At 70.1% G+C, this 22439-nt stretch carries 14 protein-coding genes, 1 other RNA gene and 1 pseudogene; 14 read left to right on the top strand and 2 right to left on the bottom strand.

Annotated elements, in window-relative coordinates; translation table 11 throughout:
* Nucleotides 1-28 precede the first annotated feature (28 nt).
* From ACIRRY_RS09125 to rnpB, 4 genes and pseudogenes are all read left to right on the top strand, one after another.
* Entirely contained in the window at nt 29-694 is a 666-nt protein-coding gene (locus tag ACIRRY_RS09125) for a TetR/AcrR family transcriptional regulator (protein WP_403969611.1), read from the top strand.
* A 49-nt stretch (nt 695-743) separates the two neighbouring features.
* Entirely contained in the window at nt 744-1571 is an 828-nt protein-coding gene (locus tag ACIRRY_RS09130) for a helix-turn-helix domain-containing protein (protein ID WP_403969614.1), read from the top strand.
* Between the two features lie 22 nt (nt 1572-1593).
* Nucleotides 1594-2376, top strand: a pseudogene (locus tag ACIRRY_RS09135) (DMT family transporter); the annotation flags it as partial.
* A gap of 139 nt (nt 2377-2515) precedes the next feature.
* An RNA gene (rnpB, locus tag ACIRRY_RS09140) (RNase P RNA component class A) lies at nt 2516-2934 on the top strand.
* A 144-nt stretch (nt 2935-3078) separates the two neighbouring features.
* On the opposite strand, the gene ACIRRY_RS09145 is transcribed toward rnpB, so the two are convergent.
* Nucleotides 3079-4929, bottom strand: a complete 1851-nt coding sequence (locus ACIRRY_RS09145) for a DUF262 domain-containing protein (protein WP_403969617.1) — start codon at nt 4927-4929, stop codon at nt 3079-3081.
* 316 nt (nt 4930-5245) lie between these two features.
* Here ACIRRY_RS09145 and ACIRRY_RS09150 point away from each other — a divergent pair, with 316 nt between their 5' ends.
* A complete protein-coding gene (locus tag ACIRRY_RS09150; protein ID WP_403969620.1) occupies nt 5246-5473 on the top strand; it encodes a hypothetical protein in 228 nt (75 codons plus the stop codon).
* Here ACIRRY_RS09150 and ACIRRY_RS09155 read toward each other — a convergent pair.
* Entirely contained in the window at nt 5446-8832 is a 3387-nt protein-coding gene (locus ACIRRY_RS09155; protein ID WP_403969624.1) for a type ISP restriction/modification enzyme, read from the bottom strand. The genes ACIRRY_RS09150 and ACIRRY_RS09155 overlap by 28 nt on opposite strands.
* 102 nt (nt 8833-8934) lie before the next feature.
* Between ACIRRY_RS09155 and ACIRRY_RS09160 the strand changes: the two genes are divergently transcribed.
* The 9 genes from ACIRRY_RS09160 (at nt 8935) to ACIRRY_RS09200 (ending at nt 22327) form a co-directional block, all read left to right on the top strand.
* Nucleotides 8935-9264 (top strand): hypothetical protein, encoded by a 330-nt coding sequence (locus ACIRRY_RS09160; RefSeq protein WP_403969627.1) that lies wholly within the window; start codon nt 8935-8937, stop codon nt 9262-9264.
* Entirely contained in the window at nt 9258-9437 is a 180-nt protein-coding gene (locus ACIRRY_RS09165) for a TIGR04141 family sporadically distributed protein (RefSeq protein ID WP_403969630.1), read from the top strand. Before ACIRRY_RS09160 ends, ACIRRY_RS09165 begins: the two co-directional genes overlap by 7 nt.
* A 273-nt stretch (nt 9438-9710) precedes the next feature.
* A complete protein-coding gene (locus ACIRRY_RS09170; RefSeq protein ID WP_403969633.1) occupies nt 9711-10526 on the top strand; it encodes an SAM-dependent methyltransferase in 816 nt (271 codons plus the stop codon).
* Nucleotides 10527-10668: 142 nt separating this feature from the next.
* Entirely contained in the window at nt 10669-11208 is a 540-nt protein-coding gene (locus ACIRRY_RS09175; RefSeq protein ID WP_403969636.1) for a hypothetical protein, read from the top strand.
* Nucleotides 11209-11737: 529 nt separating this feature from the next.
* The gene (locus ACIRRY_RS09180; RefSeq protein WP_403969639.1) at nt 11738-13510 is read left to right on the top strand and encodes a helix-turn-helix domain-containing protein; all 1773 of its coding nucleotides are present in this window, start codon (nt 11738-11740) and stop codon (nt 13508-13510) included.
* 123 nt (nt 13511-13633) lie between these two features.
* Entirely contained in the window at nt 13634-15340 is a 1707-nt protein-coding gene (locus ACIRRY_RS09185; protein ID WP_403969642.1) for a TIGR02677 family protein, read from the top strand.
* The gene (locus ACIRRY_RS09190; protein WP_403969645.1) at nt 15340-16716 is read left to right on the top strand and encodes a TIGR02678 family protein; all 1377 of its coding nucleotides are present in this window, start codon (nt 15340-15342) and stop codon (nt 16714-16716) included. Before ACIRRY_RS09185 ends, ACIRRY_RS09190 begins: the two co-directional genes overlap by 1 nt.
* The gene (locus ACIRRY_RS09195; RefSeq protein ID WP_403969648.1) at nt 16716-20978 is read left to right on the top strand and encodes a TIGR02680 family protein; all 4263 of its coding nucleotides are present in this window, start codon (nt 16716-16718) and stop codon (nt 20976-20978) included. Before ACIRRY_RS09190 ends, ACIRRY_RS09195 begins: the two co-directional genes overlap by 1 nt.
* Nucleotides 20975-22327: a TIGR02679 family protein gene (locus ACIRRY_RS09200; RefSeq protein WP_403969651.1), complete on the top strand. Its 1353-nt coding sequence runs from the start codon at nt 20975-20977 to the stop codon at nt 22325-22327. The genes ACIRRY_RS09195 and ACIRRY_RS09200 overlap by 4 nt, the downstream gene beginning before the upstream one ends.
* Nucleotides 22328-22439 lie beyond the last annotated feature (112 nt).

Here is a 22439-nt window from a genome sequence, read left to right on the forward strand (position 1 = left end):
AAAAAATTATATTGGCTACACTGCTCCCGTGAACGAGAACGAGAACGAGAACGGGAATGAGACCGGGAGCGCAGACGCGGCCGAGCTGCCGCTGAGGGAGCGCAAGAAGCGGGCCACACGGCAGCGGATCTCGAACGTCGCCTCGGCGCTGTTCCGGGAGCGCGGCTTCGACCAGGTGTCGGTGGCGGAGGTCGCGCGCGCCGCCGAGGTGTCGACGATGACCGTCTTCAACTACTTCCCGCGCAAGGAGGACCTGTTCCTCGACCGCATCCCGGAGGCCGTCGAGGTGTTCAGCGGGGCCGTACGCCACCGCGCGCCCGGCGAGAGCCCGCTCGCCGCGCTCCGCCGCCTCGCCCTCGAACTCCTCGACCGGCGCCACCCGTTGGGCGGCCCCGACCGCGGATTCCCCGACTTCTGGGAGGTCGTGGCCGACTCGCCCGCCCTGCGCGCCCGGGGCCGCGAGGCGCTGGAGGAGATCGAGAACGCCCTCGCCGAGACCCTCGCCGAAACCGCCCCGGACACCCCCGACCCCGCCCTCACCGCGGCCCTGACCGTCGCCGCGTACCGCACGGTCTACGTCACCACCGCGCGCCGCGTGTTCGCGGGGGAGTCGGCGGAAAGCCTGGTGGACGACCACCGGGCACGGGTGTGCGCGGCCTTCGACGCGTTGGAGCGGGCGCTCACCCCGGCATGACACGCGGCCCCGGAGCGTTGCACCCTGTGGAGGAAAGGGGGTGCGGCCGGTGGGCGCACGTGAGCAGGCACTGTGGACGAGAGCGAGACTGGGCCCCTGCGGCCCGCCCCTCGACCTCCTGACGGCCAGCTTCGACCGGCACGTCTACGCCCCGCACGCGCACGCCGAGTTCACGATCGGCGTCTGCGTCGACGGCTCGGAACTCATCGACTACCGCGGCGGCCACATCCGTACCGCCCCCGGCTCCATCGTCGTACTCGAGCCCGGCGAGATGCACACAGGCGGCCCCGGCAGCACCACCGCCGGCTACGCCTACCGTGCCCTCTACGCGGACCCCGCACTCCTCACGGACGGCATCCTCGGCGGCCTCCCGCACTTCCGCGAACCCCTCCTCGACGACGCCGAACTCGCCGTAGCCCTGCGCACGGCGCACACCCAACTCAGCGTCTGCCCGGACCCGTTGGAGGCGGAGTCCCGCCTCCCGTGGCTCCTCACGGCCCTGGCCCGCCGCCACTCAACGTCCCGCCCGGCACCGGACCTGGTCGTGGGCGCGGCCTGGGTGGCACACGCGGTACGGGACCGCCTGGCCGACGAGCTGCTGACCCCGCCCTCGCTCTCCTGCCTCGCGGAGGACTTCGGCCTGTCCCGCTACCAGCTCCTGCGGGCCTTCCGTACGACGATGGGGATCCCGCCCTACGCCTGGCTCGCCCAGCACCGGGTGACGAGGGCCCGCTGCCTGCTGGAGGCGGGCGGGCGCCCCGCCGAGGTCGCGGCGCAGGTGGGCTTCGCGGACCAGGCGCATCTGACGCGGTGGTTCCGGCGGGTGCTGGGGGTGACGCCGGCGGCGTACCGCAACAGCGTTCAAGACGCCCGATGAGGGGACGGCCCATCCTCGCCGTATGACTGCACGCGGCTGGTTCCTGTTCTCCCTGATGGGAGTGGTGTGGGGCATCCCCTACCTGATGATCAAGGTGGCGGTGGAGGCCCCGCTGTCCCCGTCCATGGTCGTCTTCACACGCTGCGCCCTGGGCGCCGTACTCCTGCTCCCGTTCGCGCTACGACAGGGCGGCCTGACCCGTACGGTCCGGTCGCACTGGCGTCCGATGCTGGCCTTCGCGTGCATAGAGATCATCGTCCCGTGGTTCACGCTGACGGACGCCGAGCGCCATCTGTCCAGTTCCACTGCGGGTCTGCTGATCGCGGGCGTACCGATAGTCGGCGTGCTGATGGCGCGCTTCTTCGGCGCGACGGAGCGGCTGGGCACCCGGCGGGTGGCGGGCCTGGGCCTTGGCCTGGCCGGGGTCACGGTCCTCACGGTCCCGCATCTGACGGGCGGCGACGCGCGCTCGCTGGCGGAGGTGCTGCTGACGGTGCTCGGCTACGCGACGGCGCCGCTGATCGCGGCCCGCTACCTGAAGGACGTCCCGACCCTCCAACTGACCGCCCCCTGCCTGGCGTTGGCGGCCCTCGTCTACGCCCCGGCAGCGGCCCTGACCTGGCCGTCCTCGGTCCCCTCGCCCCATGTCCTGGCCTCCCTCGCCGGCCTGGGCGTGATCTGCACGGCGGTGGCGTTCGTGGCCTTCCTGGAGCTGATCAAGGAGGTCGGCCCGACGCGTTCGACGGTGATCACGTACGTCAACCCGGCGGTGGCGGTGGCGGCGGGCGCGCTGTTCCTGGGGGAGAGCCTGACGGTGGGCATCGCGGTGGCCTTCACGCTGATCCTGGCGGGGTCGGTGCTGGCGACGGCGGGGCCGGGCGGGGGAGGATCCGGTGCCGGTCGGAAGGGCCGCGCCCGCCCGGTAGCATGGTCGACACGGCAGACGAGCCGGGCGGACGGTCGCGTGGAGTGCCCCTAGCGGGAACTCCCCGAGGAACGTCCGGGCTCCACAGGGCAGGGTGATGGCTAACGGCCACCCGGGGTGACCCGCGGGACAGTGCCACAGAAAACAGACCGCCCGGCGCTTCGGCGCCGGGTAAGGGTGAAACGGTGGTGTAAGAGACCACCAGCGCCTGAGGCGACTCAGGCGGCTAGGTAAACCCCACCCGGAGCAAGGTCAAAAGGGAGTTCCTTCCTAGGATTGGAAAGGGCTCCTGCGCGGACGTCCGAGGGCTGCCCGCCCGAGTCCGCGGGTAGACCGCACGAGGCCGGTGGCAACACCGGTCCTAGATGGATGGCCGTCGCCGGGGGGACCGTGAGGTCCTCCCGGACACAGAACCCGGCGTACGGCCCGGCTCGTCTGTCGTTTATGGTCCTGACCTGGGAATATTGATCCAGGCCAGGACCATTGTTCGTACGGTGGCGATGTATGAGTGCCCTTGAACGAACTGAACGAACTGAACGAACTGAACGAACTGAACGAACTGATTGCGGAGCGCTGCCTACGTCACTCGCCTTCGGGTCCTGATCGCACTGGAGCGGCGAGCAGTTGGTCTGCGCGCGGCCAGATATTCAGAGCCAGCGACGCGAGATAGGCGCCCCGCGCGTGGATGCGGTGCTCGTTCCAGGCAGAGGCCCACCCGTCGATCTCGGCGGTCGGCGGCGGGTTGAGCAGCGTGCCGTGGGTGAGCCGAAGGAGGCTGTGTTCGCTGAGCCACTGCCGTTTGTCGTCCCATGCCATGTTGCCCAGTGCGGGATTCAGACGGGCGGTGACCAGGGTCAGGTTGCCGAGAGTGTGGACCAGTTCGTCGCGGTCGGCGCCTTCGGAGGGATCGTCGTCGAGGGGAGGCCAGTTCTCGCGCCAGCTCTGCGGCATGACGTGCTCGATGGTCAGCTTCGCCCCGAGGTGCTCGCCGACAGGGACGGTGAGTTGCTCGGTGTGGTCCGTGCGCAGTTCGTCCTCCAGCGCTTCGAGGAGGATGCGGACGCGGTGACGGTAGAGGCGGGTGTAGATGGGGTCTTGTTCCAGTGCGGTACGGAATTCGGCGTCGATGGGCCACTGGCGGTGATGACCATGCATGGCTGAGAGCGCTTTGATGATCGCTTCGTCCGCGCGCTCGGGCTGCCGAGCTGCGGCTGTGACGAGCTCGCGGAAGACGTTGTTGTAGTCGCGGCTGCTCAGGTTGAGAATCGCCCGGCGGAGGAGGTAGCTGTCAATCGCCCGGATGGCCCGGTGCCGCCGCTCCACCGGCAGTACGGAGTCGTCGAGGCCGTAGAGGAAGAGGAGCAGGGGCATCGGGGTGGAGGTCTGCATGACCTTCATGCGGTACAGGAAACGACTTTCGATGCCGGGGAGCGGACGCTGGTCGATCCGGTCGTAGATCTCGGCGTAGCGCGCGAGTTCGGCGAAGACCTCCTCACTGGGGGCGTTCGCCGAGTTCACCCAGTGCTCGAACTCCTTGAAAAGGGAGGACGCGGTGAACTCACGCCGTGTGCGCATCGTGAGCCAGTACGTCAGGAAGACGTCGAGGCGGCTGCGTGTGATGCGGCCGGTTGTCTGCACGGTGCGCCACTCGTCCTGGTCGAAGGGAGACCAGTACACCTTGTAGAGCCGGTCGACGTCCGCTCCGGAGTGTTCGGCGTTGCGGAAGAGCAGATTCTTGATCAGATCCGCGTGTTCCAGAGGCGTACCGCGGCTGTTGAGCGTCTCGAAAACGACCTGTGCGTCGTCGTGCTCCTCCAAGTCGATGATGACCAGGCGCAGTTGCTCCCGCATCGTCTGTACCAGCGTTCCGAGGCGTGCGTGAGGTTCAGGGCATTCCGCCAGCCACGCGTCGATCTCCTGCTGGAAGAAGGCGACAGCCTCAGCGAGACGACCGTTTCCTCCCTCTCCGAGCATCACGGAGCGGAACTCGTCACGATCGGCGTTGGTGGGCCAGACTTTGTAGAAGTGGTCCGGATGCTGGCCGCTGTCGAACAAGTCCTGGTCGTTCTCCAAGAACTTGCTCAGGAGCCGCACCGACCGCTCGTGGTCGAGTGCCGTCGCCGACAGCCGGGCTGCGAAGAGAAACAACTGAAGTGTCGTCAGACGCTGCTGACCGTCGATGACCTGGCGGGTCTCCAGGCTCGACGAAGGGTAGGGCGTCTCGTCGAAGACCACCGCGCCGAGGAAATGCGGCGCCACCGTGTCCCCGGTCTGCGCGGACTGTTCGGCCCGCTCGACGGTGCGGCGAATGTCCTCCCACAAGGCTGCCCAGTTGTCGTCCTTGGTCCACACGTACGGCCGCTGGAACAACGGCACCGTGTATCGGATGTCCCTGCCGAAGATGCGTCGTAGATCGACGGTGTCCGCTCTCATGGCCCCCACATCACTCTCGTTTTCGCACCACGCTATCGATCTACGGTCCCCGTCTCAGGCCGATGGGTGAACCGGACACGCGGCGAGCGAAGTGGCCGAGTCCCATTGTTGGTTGGGGACCGCCACCGGGACTCGGTCACTGACAATGGACGCCGTGATCAGGCGCGATCGACTCAATGTCCTTGAGCCGATCCGGCGGTCGATTCAGTGCGGCGCGGGTTCCGTCCAGAGCGCAGTCAACGTCCACCCCCGAACCGGGAGCACGACCGCGAGCGCACCGCATGCCCAGCCGCAGGCCGGTGAGCCGCTCGTCCCCATGCCCGCCCTGACCCCGGACGCCCTGCGTGCCGCCACCAGCGCTCAGCGGGCCCAGTCCTTCGCGCCTCTGCGTACCTTCGTCCACATGTGGGGCGTGTTCGTCGCGGTCCAGCGCTACTGCTCACGGGCCGTTCGCCTGCGGCACCTGGAAGACGTGGTGAGCGGTGGGGTGGAGGATCCGGCGGATGCCATCACCTGTCAGTTCGGGAAATCGAAGGCCTCCTGACCGGGCCCGGGGGTGCGCCGAGACTGCCGCGGTGGCCTCGGTTCCTTGGTCGCGTAGGCGGGCACCGGCAGGATGCCCTCGCCACGGAGGTCCTCGGTGGTGATGAGCGAGCCGCTGTTCACGGCGTCCAGAAGCCAGGCCTGTCGAGGCTCGAGGGCCACGAGGAGCCCGAGCGCGTTGATGAGATCCAACAGGTCGACGGTCCACCGGGAAGGCCAGCTCGGAGGCAGGATGTCGTTCAAAGGGGTCTGTCGCTCCACATCCGGCTTGCGCTTGCGGAAGCCGAACCACTTGCGGATCACCTGTACTCCGCCGATCTGGTAGTTCCAGACTTCCGGCGCCACAGGACGGATGGATCCGGTACCCACGGTGAGGGTGTGCGTCGAAGTGTCGTAGGTGATGCTGTCCGGCAACTCGTTGTCCTCTCCGATCGCGACGACGCATTCAGGCTGCTCTGCCGGGGGAAGTCTCGGTACCGGTCCGGGCTGGCTGCCGTGGTGGTGAGAGGCGAAACGCTGGCCGTACGTGTGGATCCACACCGTACGCCTGCCCGCCTCCACCACTTCGGTCCACAAGGCCGGGTCACGCGTCAGGGGGATCCGAGCGCCCCGCTCGGCCAGGTTCGTGGCGAAGCGCCGGGTGTAGCCGCTGTGGCCTGCTATCCCCGCGATGTACGCGAAGAGGTCTTCGGCGGTAACGGTGACACCGTGCGTCCTGGTGAGCAGCTGTAGCAGTCCGGGCGTCACGTTCGGTTCCGCCTGGTGAGGGTGGCGGTAGAGGGGCGCGACGCGGCCGCCTTCGGTGCCTTTGAAGTGATGAATGTCGGGCAGAAGGGCGGTGAAGCTCACCGCCGGGCCAGGGCGGCCCGATTCTGTGTGGAGTTCGGACAGGTAGATCTGACGGTCGTCGTTGTGGGCGAACCACAAGGCCGGCCGCGGCCGGTCGATCACTCTCCGGTCCGCGATGATGTACTGCCGATCGAAGGTCATCCGGCCGTACCGGGCAATGACCGGATCTGTCTCTTTCTCCGCGGAGAGACTGACGTTCTCCTGCTGGCCAGGCAGGGGCGGTTCGGGCTTGTCCGGACGGCGATCCCCTGTGCTCTTCATCAGCGCCGCCTTGGCCTCTGCCGGAGCCTGGACGAGCCTTCGCCAGCGTCTTTCCAGAACGTCCTGGCTGGGCGAGACGGGCCAACTGCGGTTGTTCTTGTTGCCGGAACTCGTCCAGGGCAGCAAGGCGTCCACTGGCGGCATGGCTGACCATTCGGAGTCGGACGTGACGTGAAAGGGCGCGGTCCACTGTGTGGGGCAGAGCTGCCAGGAAATCCCGTCCTGGTGACCTTCGAGGCCGAGTCCTTCCAGCCAGCCGAACTTCTCCTCACGCGTGCCCGCAGGGACGTCCAGTCGCCATACCCGCGCCGGATTCGTCGGATCAGGGGAACTCCGACGGACGAAGACGGCGATGCAGATCTCGCGTTTCACGTCCTGGAAGACACGGGTGCGTGCGTCGGAGTAGGGGCCTTCGGGTGAGAGACCGATGACCCAACCCTCGTCGGCCGCCTCGCGCAAGTAGTGACGCATGCCGGCCGCGCCCTCACTGTCCAGAAAACCGGAGTTGGTGATGAGAGCGACGACCCCGCTGGGCGCCTTCGGCGTGCCCGAAGCCGTCAGCTGGTCGAACACCTTCCAGGTGGACCACGCCCAGAAGTAGACGTAGAGGTTGTCGAGGGCGTATCCGACGCGGCCGTTGTCCTCCGGGTGGAAGCGCGCGAGGATCGGGCCTTGGCCGTTCGGATTGCCGTCGGTGACCCAGCGTCCGACACCCGACTGCTTCGCGCCCCGCAGGTAGGGCGGATTGCCGATGACCACCATGACTTTCTCGTCCGCTTTGACCTTGTTCGCCATGCGGCGGTGCCGGGCGATCGCCTCGTACATCAGCCCCAGATGGTGCTCGACGGCCGGGTCATCGAGTGTGTCGGCCACGAGAAGTCTTGGTGGCTGGCGTGCCACATCGGTGTCATGAGCCTGGAAGGCATGGTGGACACGGAGTTCGGCCACCGCGTAGGGCCCGGTCTGTTTCTCCAGCCCGACGAGCCGCTTCGAGAGTTCCCGCAGGAGCCCGGACTTGAGTTGGCTGCCGAACTTCAGCGCGAAGTGCTTGGCCACGTGGTCGATGATGTTGATGAGGAAGGTTCCGGTACCCATGGCCGGGTCGACCACGGTGACGTCGTCACTTCCGTACCCGTCCTCCTGGCCGAGCCGGTCACGCAGTACCTCGTCGGTGAACCCGACCATGAAGCGGACGATCTCACCAGGTGTGTAGTACGTCCCCGTCCGTCGCCGCAGCTCCGGGTCGTAGGCGCTCAGAAAGCCCTCGTACAGGTGGAGATAGGCGTCGCCGGTCTCGTCCTTGAACATCTCGGGGTCGACGGCGGATATGACGTCGATCAGCGGGTCGATGATCCCTCGCAGATCGTCGAGGGCCTCATCGGTCAGCACCGCCAGCGCCTTGCCCATCAGGGAGTGCCGTTTACCTAGTCGGATCGCGACATCGGGGAGGGAGAGCTTGTCCAGATCGATGCGATCGAGGCGGGCCAGCAGGATGGCGAAGGTCAGGGTCTGGCTGTAGTGGTCTGCGAACTCTTCTGGACGAGCGTCGGGAAAGAGCAGATCCTTCCAGTTCCCGGCCAGGATCGAGAACGCCGCATCGGCTTCTCCGCTCTCCTCGCGGGTGAGACGTTCGGTGACTTCGTCGCGCAGCAGGGCGCAGATTCCCGCGATGCGCCTGACCAGTTCGTCGATGCTGCCGTTAGCGAGGGGCGCCGGCGCGAAGAAGTGCGTGAGGGTGCGCTCGAACCCGCTGTCCGCGACGGCGAGTTGCCGGTTGCCGGACTCCAGATCTCCGACGAGAATTCCGGTGGGGCCGACTTGCACGCCGAAACGGTAGACCGCCCATGTGTATCCGTCCGTGTACAGGACGTTGTGGAGAGCCTTGACTTTCTCCCACTGCTTCCGGTCGTGGCTCTTCGCAGACCACTTCTCCGGATCGACCCCCTTGCCCGGTTGCTTCAGTTCGACGTGCCCGATGGTCCTGCTGCCGCAGCTGATGGCGAAGTCGGGTCGAATCCTGAGTCGCTTCACGCGAGTCTGACCGTGGGCGATGAGTTTGAGGCGTTGCCGCAACGCCATGCCGCGCAGCAGGTGCTCCACCGGCGCGGTGAGGCTCTCCTCCTTGCTGCTGTCTGCCCCGCCGGGACCTTGCAGCTTGGCCCTGACCTCCTGCCCGAACTCCGCGACGAGATCGGCGACCGATCCGGTGGCGCCTTTTCCTCTTCCTGTCCGGACATCCCCTCGTGACATCGGCCCCCCAAGGCTGCACCCACGCAGGTGATCAGACCCATACAGAATGCCCATGACATTGCAAGCAGCAAACACCGATACATGTGGGCGGATTGGTGGCACGTGTCGAAACCCAGTCCGGAGTACGTCCTCAACCGGGCTCGCGTGCAGGGGGAGGGAACGCGCTTCGCCGCGCTCCGGGACGGCACAGTCACCCTCTACGCGCACACCCGAGCGGAGAAGGGCGACGTCATCTGGACGTCAAGTGTGCTGCGCTGGATCGAGGCGGAGGTGGCGCCCGGGGAGACGGAGCGGAAGTGCAACGCGTCGGTGTCCGACCTGCGGCCCGGGTACGTCTGCTTCGACCGTGACAACGTCCGGACGGCGCTGCACGGGGCAACGGTGCAGAGGTCTGAGACTTGCTGTGCCCGGACGACGTCCTGGTCATGGTGAAGCGGGCCAAGGGGTCCGACGCGCGGAGCCATCTGTTCGGCCAGGCTTTGGTCGCCGTGCAGACCCTGCTGCACTCGCCGGAGGCCATGGACGCTTTCGCTCGCAAGGTGGCTGCGGCCCGGCCCGGCAGGGGCTGGCGAAAGGCTTCCGGCCTTCGAAGGTTGTTTTCGTGATCCTGCTTCTACCCGAGGACATGCCCATGATCCTGGACGGGATCTCGTCTTGCGTAGCCATCAAGGTAGCCGCATGGGTGCCCTCCCCGCGCTTTTGCACAGGCCATAGCGCTGTGGTGCCCCTCCCCGGCGTACGGCCCGGCTCGTCCGCCCCCTTCGCAGCGCACCCGTCGCAACACCCGGACTAGCGCGCCAGCCAAGGGAGTTGGGTCCTAAGATGTGCCGCGAATGATCCCCGTTGATCCCGCCCCGCCCTAAGGACGTACACGACTCATGACCGACCCCGTGCCGACCCCCGAGCCGGCGGAGCAGCAGAAGATCGACACGTCCGTGCCGCACTCCGCGCGGATCTGGAACTACTGGCTCGGCGGGAAGGACAACTACCCCGTCGACGAGGCGGCCGGTGACGCGTACACCGAGGTGTTTCCCGGGATTGTCACCATCGCTCGGTCCAGTCGGGGGTTCCTGCGGCGGAACATCGCTTATCTGGTCTCCGAGGCGGGCATCCGGCAGTTCCTGGACGTCGGTACCGGTCTTCCGACCGCGCAGAACACGCACCAGGTCGCCCAGGGGCTCGCTCCCGAGGCGCGGATCGTCTACGTCGACAACGATCCGATGGTGCTCGCGCACGCCCGTGCCCTGCTGTACTCCACCGCGGAGGGCGCGACCGCGTACATCGACGCCAACGTGACGGACCCGGACCGGATTCTCGAGGTCGCCGCCGGGACGCTGGACTTCGGTCGTCCCACCGCGCTCATCCTCAGCAACATCCTGGGGCATGTCGCCGACTACGACCAGGCCCGTTCCATCGTCACCCGGCTGATGGCAGCCCTGCCCTCGGGCAGTTACCTCTCCATCAACGACGGGTCGCGCGGTATCGACCCCGTCTTCGAGCAGGCCCAGGACGCCTACAACAACAGCGGCGCCGTTCCGTACAACCTGCGCTCCGTCGATGAGATCAGCGCGTACTTCGACGGCCTGGAGTTCGTCGAGCCCGGTGTCGTCTCGGTGACCGAGTGGCGTCCGGAGGCCGGTTCGGGCGTTCCGGCGGTCATCGCCGAGCACGGTGGGCTTGCGCGTAAGCCGTAGCGACAGGGAATCCTGGGGTCTTGCGGGGCAGTTGGTGCGGGAGGGGCCGCTGCGCCGCGATGGACTGCCCCCTGCGCACAACCTTCCGGAATGCCGCCGGTCTGAAAAGACACAGACCTGCGCGAGCAACCGGGGGGTAGTCATGCGACGGATAGGTACTGCACTGGCCGCGATGATGCTGGCGGGCGGTGGGCTGTTGGCCGGCACGGTTCCGGCGGTGGCCGCGCCGGCGGCCGTGGACTGCGCCGTGACGTGGGGGAGCCTGGACAAGACCGGTGCCCCGGCCGCCAACAGGCGGCTGACCGACGTGCGGGTCGGGCAGCACGAGTGCTACGACCGGCTGGTCTTCGACGCCCAGGGCACGGGGGCCGACGCGATCGGCTACTCGGTCCGCTACGTCGACGCACTGCACCAGGACCCGAGCGACATCGTGGTACCGATCAAGGGCGGGGCGATTCTGGAGATCTCGCTGTTCTCCTCGCGCTACGACCCGGCGACCGGACAGCCCTACCCGGCGCTTCCGTCCGTCGACGTCACCGGGTACCGGACCTTCCGCGAGTTCAAGGTCACGGGTGGCTCCGAGGGATACACCCAGGCCGGACTGGGCGTCCGCGCCCGGCTGCCGTTCCGCGTCTTCCAGACGGCCAACCATCTCGTGGTGGACGTGGCTCACACCTGGTGACCGACCTGACCTCGTAGGGCCGGGGCGCGTCCTCCGCAGCCGTCACGGGATCGCCCGTCGGACCCCACCCGGTCCGGCGGGCGGGCGCTGGCGATCGGGTCCGGGGTCAGGGGTCCGGCTTCCTGATTTCGAGGGCCTGATCCAGGTTTCTGATCCGGGGTCCCGATCCGGATTCTTGATCCGGGGTCCTGACGCGGGGTCCTGATCCGGGGTCCGGAGCGCCCCCCGCGCGCCCCGGACCGTGGACCCCCCATTCCCCGTCGTCATTCAGCTCTTCGGTACCCCCGTCCCGCACGGGGGAATTGGTGCCGGATGTGCTGTGGTCGGGTGCCCCCGGCATATCGACCACAGCACACGCCCCGGGTTCGTCCGAAGGCATGATCAGTGCGCCCGTTCCCCCATGGGACGCGCCCCCGTGCCCGTAGGCTCCGGCACAGACAGCTTCCCCGGTCTTCGGGCCGGTCCGGAGGGGTCGGGTGTTGCCAGCGGGTATTTGGCAACACCGCTCGGGCGGTGTGTTGTTGGGGGGATGGTCATCGAGCACGACGGGTTCGGCGCCGAGTTACGCCGGCGCCGCATCGCGGCCGGCATGTCGCTGAGTGAGCTGGCCGGCAAGGTGTACTGCAGCCGCAGCTTCCTGAGCCGCGTGGAGAACGGTCGCCGCAGGGCGTCCCTGGAGCTGGCCCAGCTGTGCGACGAGGTGCTGGGCGCCAAGGGAGCACTGGTCGGGCTGGCACCGCCGCCCGGCTCCGACACGGCGGTGAAGGCGGTCCGGGGCGGGGCCGGTGAGCGGGCGTCCGGGGCGGTCAAGTCCCCGGAGAAGAACGGGCGTTGGGCGCTCGGGCAGGACCGTGCCGAGTTCCGGCGGCTGCTGCGGCGCGGCGACCTCAGCCACGCCGCGGGCGAGATGCGGGAGGCCGAACGGCACTACACCGCCGCCTACCGCAGCGCCGAGGGCGACCCGCGGGCGCAGGCCGAGGCCGTGATCAGGATGGCCCGCCGCTGGTCCGATCCCGGACAGGTCGACCGCGAGCTGATCCAGTCGATCCGCGGGTGTCTCGCCGCGCTGGACGGCGACGGCGGGGCGGAGGCCGCGGGTCTGCGGCTACGGCTCGAAGCCCACCTCGCGAAGAAGATGGCCCTCGCGGTCAGTCAGGACACCGCGGCGGGACTCGCCGGGCCCGCCGAGGGAGCGCGGATCGCCGAGGACACACTGCGCCGATTACCCGACGACGCCGACGACGAGGTGCGCTGCGAAGTCCTCACCGAATGCCGCTGGGCACAGTACGACTTCATGCCGGCCCCGGATTCGTCGACGCTCTCCGAACGACTGCGCGAGGCCGCCGCCCGGCACGACTCGCCGTACTTCCGCGGTGAGGCCCTCATGGCCGTCGCCATCGACCAACTGCGCAACGGCAGGATCTTCAGCGCCCTCGCCACCGCGAACCAGTACCGCAAGCACGCCGCGGACACGCACAGCGCCCTCGCGCTCTGGCAGCGGCACACCCTCGACGCCCTCCTCGACCTGTGGCACGGCCGGTGGGACGCCGCCGCCGAGTGGATCTTCGTGGAGTCGCTGAAGTTCATCGAACTGCTCCGCGCCGACTACGCCGTGCCCGCCGACAACCTCACCCAGACCCGCCTCGGCCAGGCCTACTGGCTGCTGAGGCAACAGGGCCGGCTGGCCGAGCTGTTCACCTCCGACCTGGCCGGCGACGTCGAGCGCCACTCCTACTTCCCGGTCTGGCGGGCGGGTCTCGCCCTCGCCCTGTGCGAGACGGGGCAGCATGCCGAGGGCGCGGACCTCTTCCTGGGCTGCGTCGCCGACGTCGACCGGTTCCCGCCGTCGGGCTGGGCGGTACCCGCGCTCGTCCTGCTGGCGGAGGTCTGCGCGGCGCTGGACCTCCAGGGCGGATTCGAGACGGAGTTGGCGGGCGTGCTGCCCGTACTCCGCGCCCGCCTCGCGCCGCACGACGGCGAGCAGATCGCCCTCGGCGGCTGGCCCACCGTCCTCGTCGGCCCGACCGCCCGGGCCTGCGGTGTCCTCGCCCTCGCCGCGGGCGAGCCGGAGACCGCCCTCGAACACTTCCGCCAGGCGGCGGTCCCGGCCCGCTCCTCCCAGCCCGAACTCGCCCGCCTCCGCCTGGCCCAGGCCCGCGCACTGCGCCGCGCGGGCGGCCCGGGCAGCGCGCCGCACGCGGTACGGCTGCTGCGGGAGGCGGCGCGGGGAGCGGAGACGTACGGGATGACGTGGCTCGGGGGACAGAGCCTGGCGCTGCTGGAGGCGCCGGGGCGGGGGTGAGGGTGGGGCGCGTGCGTACGGCGGGTCCTGTCGTGCTGCCCGCCTGATGCCCGTGATCCTCCGATGTCCCTGATTTCGCCGACTTGCGCCGAGGTGTCAGAGGCGATCCGTACGCTCGGTGACATGGAGGGGAACGAGTCTTACGAAGAGGGACCCGGTGCGGGAGCCTGGCGGCGGTTGAGCGCATACACCTATCTCAGCGCCCCGGAGCGGCTGGAACACCTCGCGGTGATGCGGGTGTTCTGTGGCACGCTGCTCGCAGACCTGGCTGTACCCGACGTGCTCGCGAAGCTGAGGCGGACGGGCGGGCCGGGGGCGGCGCTGGACGCGGAGACGCTCACCGCCCGGCTCGAACAACTCGTGCGTTGGGGCAATCTGCTGCGCAGCACACACGCGGTGCGGGCGACGACCATCGCCGAATACCAGCGCTCCCGGTCCCGCTACCAGCTCTCCAAGCTCGGGGAGCGCGTGCAGCGGGACGCGGACGAGGTGCTGGCCGGCGCGGACGCCGCCCGCGAGGTGAGCAGCGAACTGCTCGCGCTCGTCGACCGCGGCCTGGACGAGATCGCGACGCTCGTCGCGGCACCGGGCGGCGCGGATCCGCGGCAGGCACTGGAGCGGGTCAGCACGCTCTTCGTGCAGTTCGCCGAATTCGCCGAGTCCGTAAGGGACTTCTACGCCTACCTGGGCCAGGTCCTGGCGCGCTACGACCTCGACGGTGCCGAGTACCAGGGGTTCAAGGAGCTGTTGCTCGACTATGTGGAGGCCATCACCGAGGAGGTCTCCTTCCGGGCCCCGCGCATCGCCGCCCACCTGGACTCCGTGTGGCCACACCTGCCTGCGCTGCTCGCCCGTATCGACGCGCACGCGGCAGGGATCGGAGCGCTCGCCGACGGGCTGCCCGAGACCCGGGTGCAGCGCAGCCGTGGACGGGACCTCCCCGACTGGGAGGGGCTGCGCGACTGGTTCACCGACACCGGCGGGTACGGACACGGCAGTCAGGTGGACCAGCTCCGGGACGCCACATTGCGCGCCCTGCAGTCCCTGCTCGCGAACGCCAAGCGGATGCTGCGCTCGGCCTCCGGTGAGATGTCCCGCCGAAAGGATCTGCTGCGGCTGGCGGTCTGGTTCGACACCGCGGAGCCGGAGGAGGCGCACGACATCGGGGTCGCCGCCTTCGGGCTCTACGGGGCGCGACACCTCGGAGTCGCACCGGACCCGGACCGGCCCGTGCCCGCGTATGTGAGCTGGTGGACCGGACCTGTGGTGGATGTACCCGTGGCCTTGCGTGAGCGTGGCAGCAGGGCGCCGCGTGGACGTTCCGCGGCGGCCGAGGACCATGCCGAGCAGAAGCACCGCCTCATGGAGCAGGCGCGGGAGGAGGCCGAGGCCCGGCGAGCGGCGGCCGACGAACTGCGCAGCGCGTCGGGCAGGTTCGATCAGGTGAGGCTCGGCGCGGCGGCCATGCGGCTGCTTCTGGAGTTGCTCACCTCGGCGCTGGGCAATGCCCAACTGCACAAGGACGCCAAGGACTTCCAGATCGAGGGCGCCCAGGCCGCCGACGCGGACCTCGGCATCCGGCTGACGGCGTGGCGTACTCCTGGCCGGCACACGGTTCTGCGTTCCGTGGACGGGGACTTGACGGCCGACGACCTCACGCTGGCTGTGGAGAGGACATCGGCTGCTGTCGTCGGGGATGTCTTGGTTCCCGTTGCCCGGAGTGCATCGACCCCTGCCACTGGGAGTGCGTCAGCCCCGGCTGTCCGGAGTGTTTCGCCCTCCATCATCGGGAGTGCCCCACCCCCTGCCGTCGAGGAGGCGAGCGCCTGATGCCGCTGCCTTCTGCCCACGACGTCGCGCTTGCAGCCGAACGCCGTACCGCCGCCCGGCTGCTCCTGGCGCACCCCCTGGTCACCAGCGGCGGACCGCACAGCGACACCTTCCCGCTCGTCCGGCGGCACGCCGACTGGCTCGGCCAGCGCTTTCAACAGGTGTTCGGTTACCGGCTGTTGGTGGAGGCGACGTACGCCCGGCTGTTCAAGTCGGGCCTCGGGCCGGGTTCGGGGCACCGGCTGGAGCGGCCGTCGACCGGGACGCCGTTCACGCCAAGGACGTACGCCTATCTGGCCCTCGCCCTGTCGGTCCTTGTCACCGCGCCGGAACAGATCCTGCTCTCGCAGCTAGTCGCCGACCTGAGGGCCGCCGCCGTCGACGCCGGGATCGAGGTCACCGACATCGGGCGGCAGGCCGAGCGGCGGACACTCGCCGCCGCGCTGCGCCGGCTCGTCGACTGGGGCGTTCTCGCGGAGACCGAGGGCCATGTGTCGGCGGTCGCCGAGGAGCAGGCCGGCGAGGCACTGCTGACCGTGGACCGCGAGATCGCGCGGGCCGTCGTCGCCGGCCCGCTCGCCCAGAGCCGCGACGGCGCGGACCTCGTACGCCGGGCAGCCGACCCCGGTTTCGGCGGACCGCGTACCTACGTCCGCAGGCGTCTCGTCGAAACCCCGGTCGTGCACCTCGACGACCTCACCGACGCCGAGCGCGAATGGCTGCGCACGCGGCAGCGGCGCGAGGCGCAGGCGTTCTCCGAACTGCTCGGTCTGGAGGCCGAGATCCGCGCCGAGGGCATAGCCCTCATCGACCCGGACGCCGAACTCACCGATCTGCACCTGCCGGGCACCGGCACGGTCGCCCAGGCCGCGCTGCTGCTCGTGGAGCGGCTCGTCGACCGGCTGCGCCCGCACGAGCCGGGGCATCCCGCGATCGGCGGCCGGCTGGTCATCGGTGTACCGGTCCCGGCGGGTCTGCTGCCCGAACTGCTCGATGGACTGGTCGACGAGTACGGCAGACGCGGCAACTGGCAGCGCGGCCATGTGGAGGACCGGGACGGATTCCTCGCCGCCGTGCTGGACCTCCTCGTCCGGATGCGGCTGATGGCGCCCGCGGGACCCGTGCGCGCCGACGGTCACGGTCTGCCCGAGGGGTATGAGGACACGGTGGCCGACGGCCGCTCCGTGACGGACGTCTCGGGCGCCCGCGGTCCGCAACGAGCGGCGGGCTGGCTGCTCCTCGCCGCAGCGGCCCGGTATGCGACGACAGTCGCGATCACACCGCGTGCCACCGCACAGCCCGCACAATTCTCACTCCCTGCTGAAGAGTCCTCGGCGGACGCCGTGACCGACGCCGTGATCGAGGAGTCGCCCTGATGACCCCCACCACCCACACGTCCACCCCCATCTCCTCCCACCGATACCGCCTGCACCGCGCCGGTATCCGCAACGTCTGGCAGTACGACGAGCAGGAGTTCGCGTTCGGCGGCGGCCGTCTCCTGCTGCGCGGCAAGAACGGCGCGGGCAAGTCGAAGGCTCTGGAGATGCTGCTGCCGTATCTGCTCGACGGCGACGCCCGCGCCCTGGACGCCACGGGCACGGGGCGCACCACCCTCCTCTGGCTGATGCTGGACGGCTTCGAGCAGACCAACCGACTGGGCTATCTCTGGGTGGAGTTTGCGCGGACCGACGAAGAAGGCGTCGACCATCACCTCACACTCGGCGCGGCCGTCCGAGCGTCCCGGTCGACCAGGACGGCGAAGCCGTTCTTCTTCGTGACCCCGCTCCGGATCGGCGAAGACCTGCACCTCGCCCCCGCCGGCCAGCCGCTCTCCCTGGACCAGCTCAAGGAGAAGGTCGGCGCGGACAACGTCACCGACCGGGCCGTGGAGCACCGGGCGAGGGTGGCCCGCGAACTGTTCGGCCTGACCGACCCGGCCCGTTACCGCAACCTCCTCCACCTCCTCCACCGGCTGCGCCGGCCCACCATCGGCGACCGCATCGACTCCGGCGGCCTGGTCTCCGTGCTCGCCGAGACACTGCCGGCGCTCGACGACGAGATCGTGGAGAAGGTCGCCCGCAACCTCGACGACCTCGACGCCGTACGGGCCGATCTGGGGCGCCTGGAGCGGACCGACCAGGCGCTGCGCACCTTCCTCACCGGCTACCGCGGCTATCTGCAAGGGGCCTTGCGCCGCCGAGCCGACCGGGCGGGCGCCGAACTGGACCGGCTCGCGGAGTGCCGCAGGTCCGCGGGCGACGCGGCGCGGAACGCGGAGGCGCTGCGCGGACGCGAGGCGGAGATCGCCGCCCGCGTCGACACCCTCGTCGGCGAGCGGACCGCCGCCGAGACGGACCTCGCCGCGCTGCACGCCAGCGCCGGATACCGCAGCATCGAGGAGTTAGCGGAGAAGCGCGCCACCGTCACCGCTCTGCACAACGCGGCCGGCACCGCTTTCAAGTCCCTGCGCCAGGCGCACGGCAACCAGGAGGAGGCCGGGCGCCGGCTCACCGCCGAGGCCGGCCGACTCGGCGAAGAACTCGTCGAACTGAGCACGGCACACGGCGAGTTGGTCCGCGAGGCGGAGCGGGCCGGCCTCGCCCCCGTGCACTTGGGCGATCCGGTCGCGCCCACCGCCGCGCCGGTCTCCCCGGCCGGCACGGTCGAACTGACCGCACCGGAGGGTGACTTCCACCTCGTACGCCACACCGAGGTGCTGGCGGTCGACGCCGATGCCTGCGCGACCGCGCTGCCCGCCTGGGACGCCCAACTCGACGCCGCACAACCGGTGATCAGGAACCGCTCCCGGACGGTCACCGAACTGCGCGCACTCATCGAGGAGTCGGACCGGGCCCGGCGCGAGGCGCAGGAGGCCGATGTGGCCCGCGAGCGACTGGAGGAACAGACGGATCGCGCACGCCTCCAGGTTGACCATCGCCGACAGGGAACCGCGCGGGAGGGAGAGGCGTACGCCGACGCGGTCGGGATCTGGAGCGAGCGGCTGCGCGATCTCATCGGGGTGCGCATGGACGCCGTACTCGCCCTGATCACGCACGATCCGGCGGACGGGCCGCTGCCCGCGCAGGCCCCGGACGAGGTGGCCGACGCGGCCCGTTCGGCCGTCGACCCGTGGCTCGCGGAACTGGGCGAGGAACGCGATGCCCTCGCCGTCACGGTCCGCGAACTCACCGGTGACCGTGAGCGTTTGCGACGTGAGCGTGCGGAATGGGAGCGCCGTACCGACCCCGAGCCGCCGCCTCCACCGCACCGCGCGGCTCCCCGCGCACCCGGTACCGGAGCACCGTTGTACCGGCTGGTGGACTTCGTGGACGACCTGACGCAGGACGCCCGGGCGGGCCTGGAAGCCGCACTGGAGGCGAGCGGACTGCTCGACGCCTGGGTCCGCACCGACGGTACGATCCTGGACCCGGCCACACGGGACATCCTGCTGGTTCCGGGAGCGCCGAAGGCCGGGACGACGCTCGCCCGGGCGCTGCGGCCGGTCGCCGCGCCGGACAGCGGGGTGACGGCGGGGCAGGTCGAGCGGGTGCTGGGGGCGGTGGCGCTGGTGACCGGGGACGCGGCGGCCGGGGGCGCAGCGGGTGTGGACCCGGTGGGCGAGAACCGGGCAGGCGAAGACGAGGCGGGCGGCGCGGGCGACACGGCGATGGGGACCGACGGTTCGTGGCGGCTCGGCATCGCCCGTGGCCGCCACACCAAGCGGGCCGCCGAGTACGTCGGCGCGGAGGTGCGCGCGGAGACCCGCCGCCGGGCACTGGCCGAACTCGACGATCAACTGACAGCGCTGCAGGACCGGTTGACGGAGCGCGAGCACAGCCTGCGCATCCTGACCGAGCACCGCGACCGCGTCGCGGACACCCTGCGCCGGCCACCTCCCGCGCGTCGGCTGACCGACGCCTGGGCCCGTACCGCCGAGGCCGAGCACACGGCCGAGATCCTCGCCGGGCAGGCGGCCACGGCGACGCACGAGGCGGAGCAGGCACGGGCCCGCGCGGTAACGGCCAGACGGGCGACGGAGGCGACGGCGAGCGCCCACGACCTCCCCGCGGATCCCGCCGCGCTCGACACGGTCCGGCTCGCCCTGGACCGCCTCGGCCAGGGTGTCGCGGGCCTGCGGCGCCGGGTGCGCGCGGTCAGGTCCACGGCCGACGGCCATCGCGCCGGCCGTACGGACTACGAGCGTGCGGCGGCGGCCCGCAGAGACGCGGAAGCCGACTGCACCGAGCCGCTGAACCGTCTGGAGGCCGCCCGCCGCACCGTCCAGGGCATGGAGGAGGCGCTCGGTGCCACCGAGCAGGAGATCCTCGCGCGCGAGGCCGACGGACAGCGCCGCCTGGACGCCGTGGTACGCCAACTCCCGCGCATACGCGAGGACATGGACGACTTGCACGACAGGCGCGTACGCGCGGAGGAGGACGAAAGAGTACAGCGCGAGTCCCTCGCCGCCCAGGAGGACGAGGCCCTGACCCGCGGCCGGCATCTGCGCACAGCCCTGTCGCTGCCGGGTGTGTCCGGGGGAGCGGGCCTCGACGGCGACGGCGATGAGGAGGCCGGGGCCCTGAAGTCGTCGGACCCCGTCCACGACGACGTACGGGAAAGAGTGAAAGTGCTGCGCCTGCTGGTCGATGCCGTACGCGGCCGACTGGACGCCGAACGCCGTGACATCTCGGACACCACGCTCCTCAACCGCCACACCGAACTACGCGACCAGCTCTCCGGAGGCTACGACGCGACGATCGAGGAACACGACGGCATCAAGCTCTGCCGGCTCGTCGACGACCACGGCCCGCAGGACATCGCCGCGGTGGGCGAGCGCATCGCCGGCCAGGCGGCCGACGCCCGCGACCGGCTGACAGAACGCGAGCGCGAGGTCTTCCAGCGCTTCCTGACGGGCGAACTCGGCGACCACCTCTCGACCCAGGTCCTGGCCGCGGGCGCTCTGGTGGCGGCCCTCAACGCCACCCTGTCCACGGTCCGTACCTCGCACGGCCTGGGCGTCACGCTCGACTGGAAACTGGCCGACGGCGTGGAAGCGGACGTCAAGGCAGCCGTCGACCTGCTGCGCAGCCCCTCGGGCCTGCGCACCCGGGAGGAGTCCGAGCGGTTGCGGGACGTCCTCCAGCGCCGTATCGAGGACGCCCGACGGGCCGACCCGGCCGCGGGCTACGCCTCCCATCTGCGTACGGCCCTCGACTACCGGGACTGGTTCACCTTCACCCCCTGGGTGGTCAACGACGCGGCCCCGACCGGCAGACGCAAGCTGTCGGGCCGCACGGGGCTCAGCCAGGGCGAGCAGCGGGTGCTGTCGTACCTGGTCCTCTTCGCAGCCGCCGCCGCGCACTTCACGAGCCTCGCGGACTCGGCCCCGCACGCTCCTCGCCTCATCCTCCTCGACGACGCGTTCGCCAAGGTCGACGAGCCCACCCACGCCCGCCTCGGCCGCATCCTGGTCGACCTGGACCTCGACTTCGTTCTCACCAGTGAACGCCTGATCGGCAATTGGCCCGACGTCCCGTCCCTGCACATCTACGAGTGCCTGCGCGACCCGCATGTCCGGGGAGTGGCCACGCTCCACTACATGTGGAACGGGCGGCACAGACGCCTGATGCCGGTATGAGGGAGGAGACGGGGGAGGAGACGAAGGCGGAGATGGGGGAGGGCATGGGGGACGAGACGAGGGAGCGCGCGGCGGACCGGAGGCCCGCCGCCGACGCCCTCGCGTTCCTGAACCGCCCGGGTCTCGCCCGCCTCTGGGCGACCGTACGCGCACGCCTGGAACGCAACGGCCTGCAGCCGACCGGCACTGTCAGACTCCAGAACCTGGACTCGGCGGAGCGCGAGGCACTGTCCCTCCTCCTCGCGAAACCCCTCACCGCGCCCGGCGCTTCCCTCCGTCTGGCGGACCTGGACGCCCGCCTGCGCACCAGCGCGGTCGGCCGCGGCCTGGCCGCGACACTGGCGGAACTGGGGCCGCCGTTGACCGACCGCCGTGCGGTCCGGGACGCGGCAGCGGCCGAGCGCACTCGATTGTGGTCCACGGCCGAAGCGACCCTGGCCGCCACCTCGCTGACCCAACAGCCCTGGGCCCGCCCCTGGTTGGAGGAGATACGGCGGGGCGGCACACTCACCCGCCGGCCGGCGGACACGGCGCTTACCACCGTCACTCAGGCGATCCAGACCCTGGCCGCGCTCTTCCCCGGCCCGGGCCCCGATCCCACGCCCGCCATCTGGGGCCGCGGTGAACTGGCCACCCGGACCACCGGCTCGGCCCACGGCCTGGACGACGGCACCCTGCTGGCGCGGCTGGTGCAGCGCGGCATCGCCCTGGCGTGCGGTGCAGAGGTCCCGATCGACGCCCCCGGCCGCCGCGCGCTGTGGCACCTGGCCTCCGTCACCCCCGACGAGGTCTCCAGCACGGTCCTGACCTACGGCCTGCGCCCGACGGGCGGCACCTGGCAGGAGGCCGCCCTGCGCGATCGGGCCGGCCACCACCTGGAGACCCATCTGACCCTGCGTGAACTCCGCACCCTGAACCTGGAGTTGCCGCCCCGCACCCGTATCCACATCTGCGAGAACCCACGGGTCGTGGAGGCCGCGGCGGACGCCGGCCGCACCGCACCGCTGATCTGTACCTCGGGCAGTGCGACGACGGTCGTCCGCACCCTCCTGGACGCGCTGGCCGCGACCGGTTGCGTCTTCGCCTACCACGGGGACTTCGACTGGCCGGGGATCGCGCTGGCGAACCGCGTCATCCACCGCTATCAGGCCGAGTCATGGCGCATGAAGGCAGCGGACTACGAGTACCTCGCGACCCGCACACAGGTGCACGGCACGCCCCAGCTCCTGCTCACCGGCCCCCGAGTCGAGGCCACGTGGGACCCGGAACTGGCCCCGGCCATGGACGCCTTGGGGATCGCCCTGCACGAGGAGGCGGTTCTGGACCTGCTCCTGGAGGATCTGGTGTAGAGGTCCACATCTCCACGGCAGGACGGAACCTTGTGGCCGGCTTCACCGAGACCGAGACCCCCGCCCCAAAAAACGCCGACAGGTCCCTCATCCTGTAGAGCCTCGCTGCGGT

The organism is Streptomyces sp. NPDC101776, from assembly GCF_044766845.1.
Taxonomy (GTDB): Bacteria; Actinomycetota; Actinomycetes; order Streptomycetales; family Streptomycetaceae; genus Streptomyces.

Bases quoted from the DNA above. Each gene is read 5' to 3' on its own strand.
- ACIRRY_RS09145 (WP_403969617.1), bottom strand. From the start codon at position 4,929: ATGAGAGCGGACACCGTCGATCTACGACGCATCTTCGGCAGGGACATC.
- ACIRRY_RS09150 (WP_403969620.1), top strand. From the start codon at position 5,246: ATGCCCGCCCTGACCCCGGACGCCCTGCGTGCCGCCACCAGCGCTCAG.
- ACIRRY_RS09155 (WP_403969624.1), bottom strand. From the start codon at position 8,832: ATGTCACGAGGGGATGTCCGGACAGGAAGAGGAAAAGGCGCCACCGGA.
- ACIRRY_RS09165 (WP_403969630.1), top strand. From the start codon at position 9,258: ATGGTGAAGCGGGCCAAGGGGTCCGACGCGCGGAGCCATCTGTTCGGC.
- ACIRRY_RS09170 (WP_403969633.1), top strand. From the start codon at position 9,711: ATGACCGACCCCGTGCCGACCCCCGAGCCGGCGGAGCAGCAGAAGATC.
- ACIRRY_RS09175 (WP_403969636.1), top strand. From the start codon at position 10,669: ATGCGACGGATAGGTACTGCACTGGCCGCGATGATGCTGGCGGGCGGT.
- ACIRRY_RS09180 (WP_403969639.1), top strand. From the start codon at position 11,738: ATGGTCATCGAGCACGACGGGTTCGGCGCCGAGTTACGCCGGCGCCGC.
- ACIRRY_RS09185 (WP_403969642.1), top strand. From the start codon at position 13,634: ATGGAGGGGAACGAGTCTTACGAAGAGGGACCCGGTGCGGGAGCCTGG.
- ACIRRY_RS09190 (WP_403969645.1), top strand. From the start codon at position 15,340: ATGCCGCTGCCTTCTGCCCACGACGTCGCGCTTGCAGCCGAACGCCGT.
- ACIRRY_RS09195 (WP_403969648.1), top strand. From the start codon at position 16,716: ATGACCCCCACCACCCACACGTCCACCCCCATCTCCTCCCACCGATAC.
- ACIRRY_RS09200 (WP_403969651.1), top strand. From the start codon at position 20,975: ATGAGGGAGGAGACGGGGGAGGAGACGAAGGCGGAGATGGGGGAGGGC.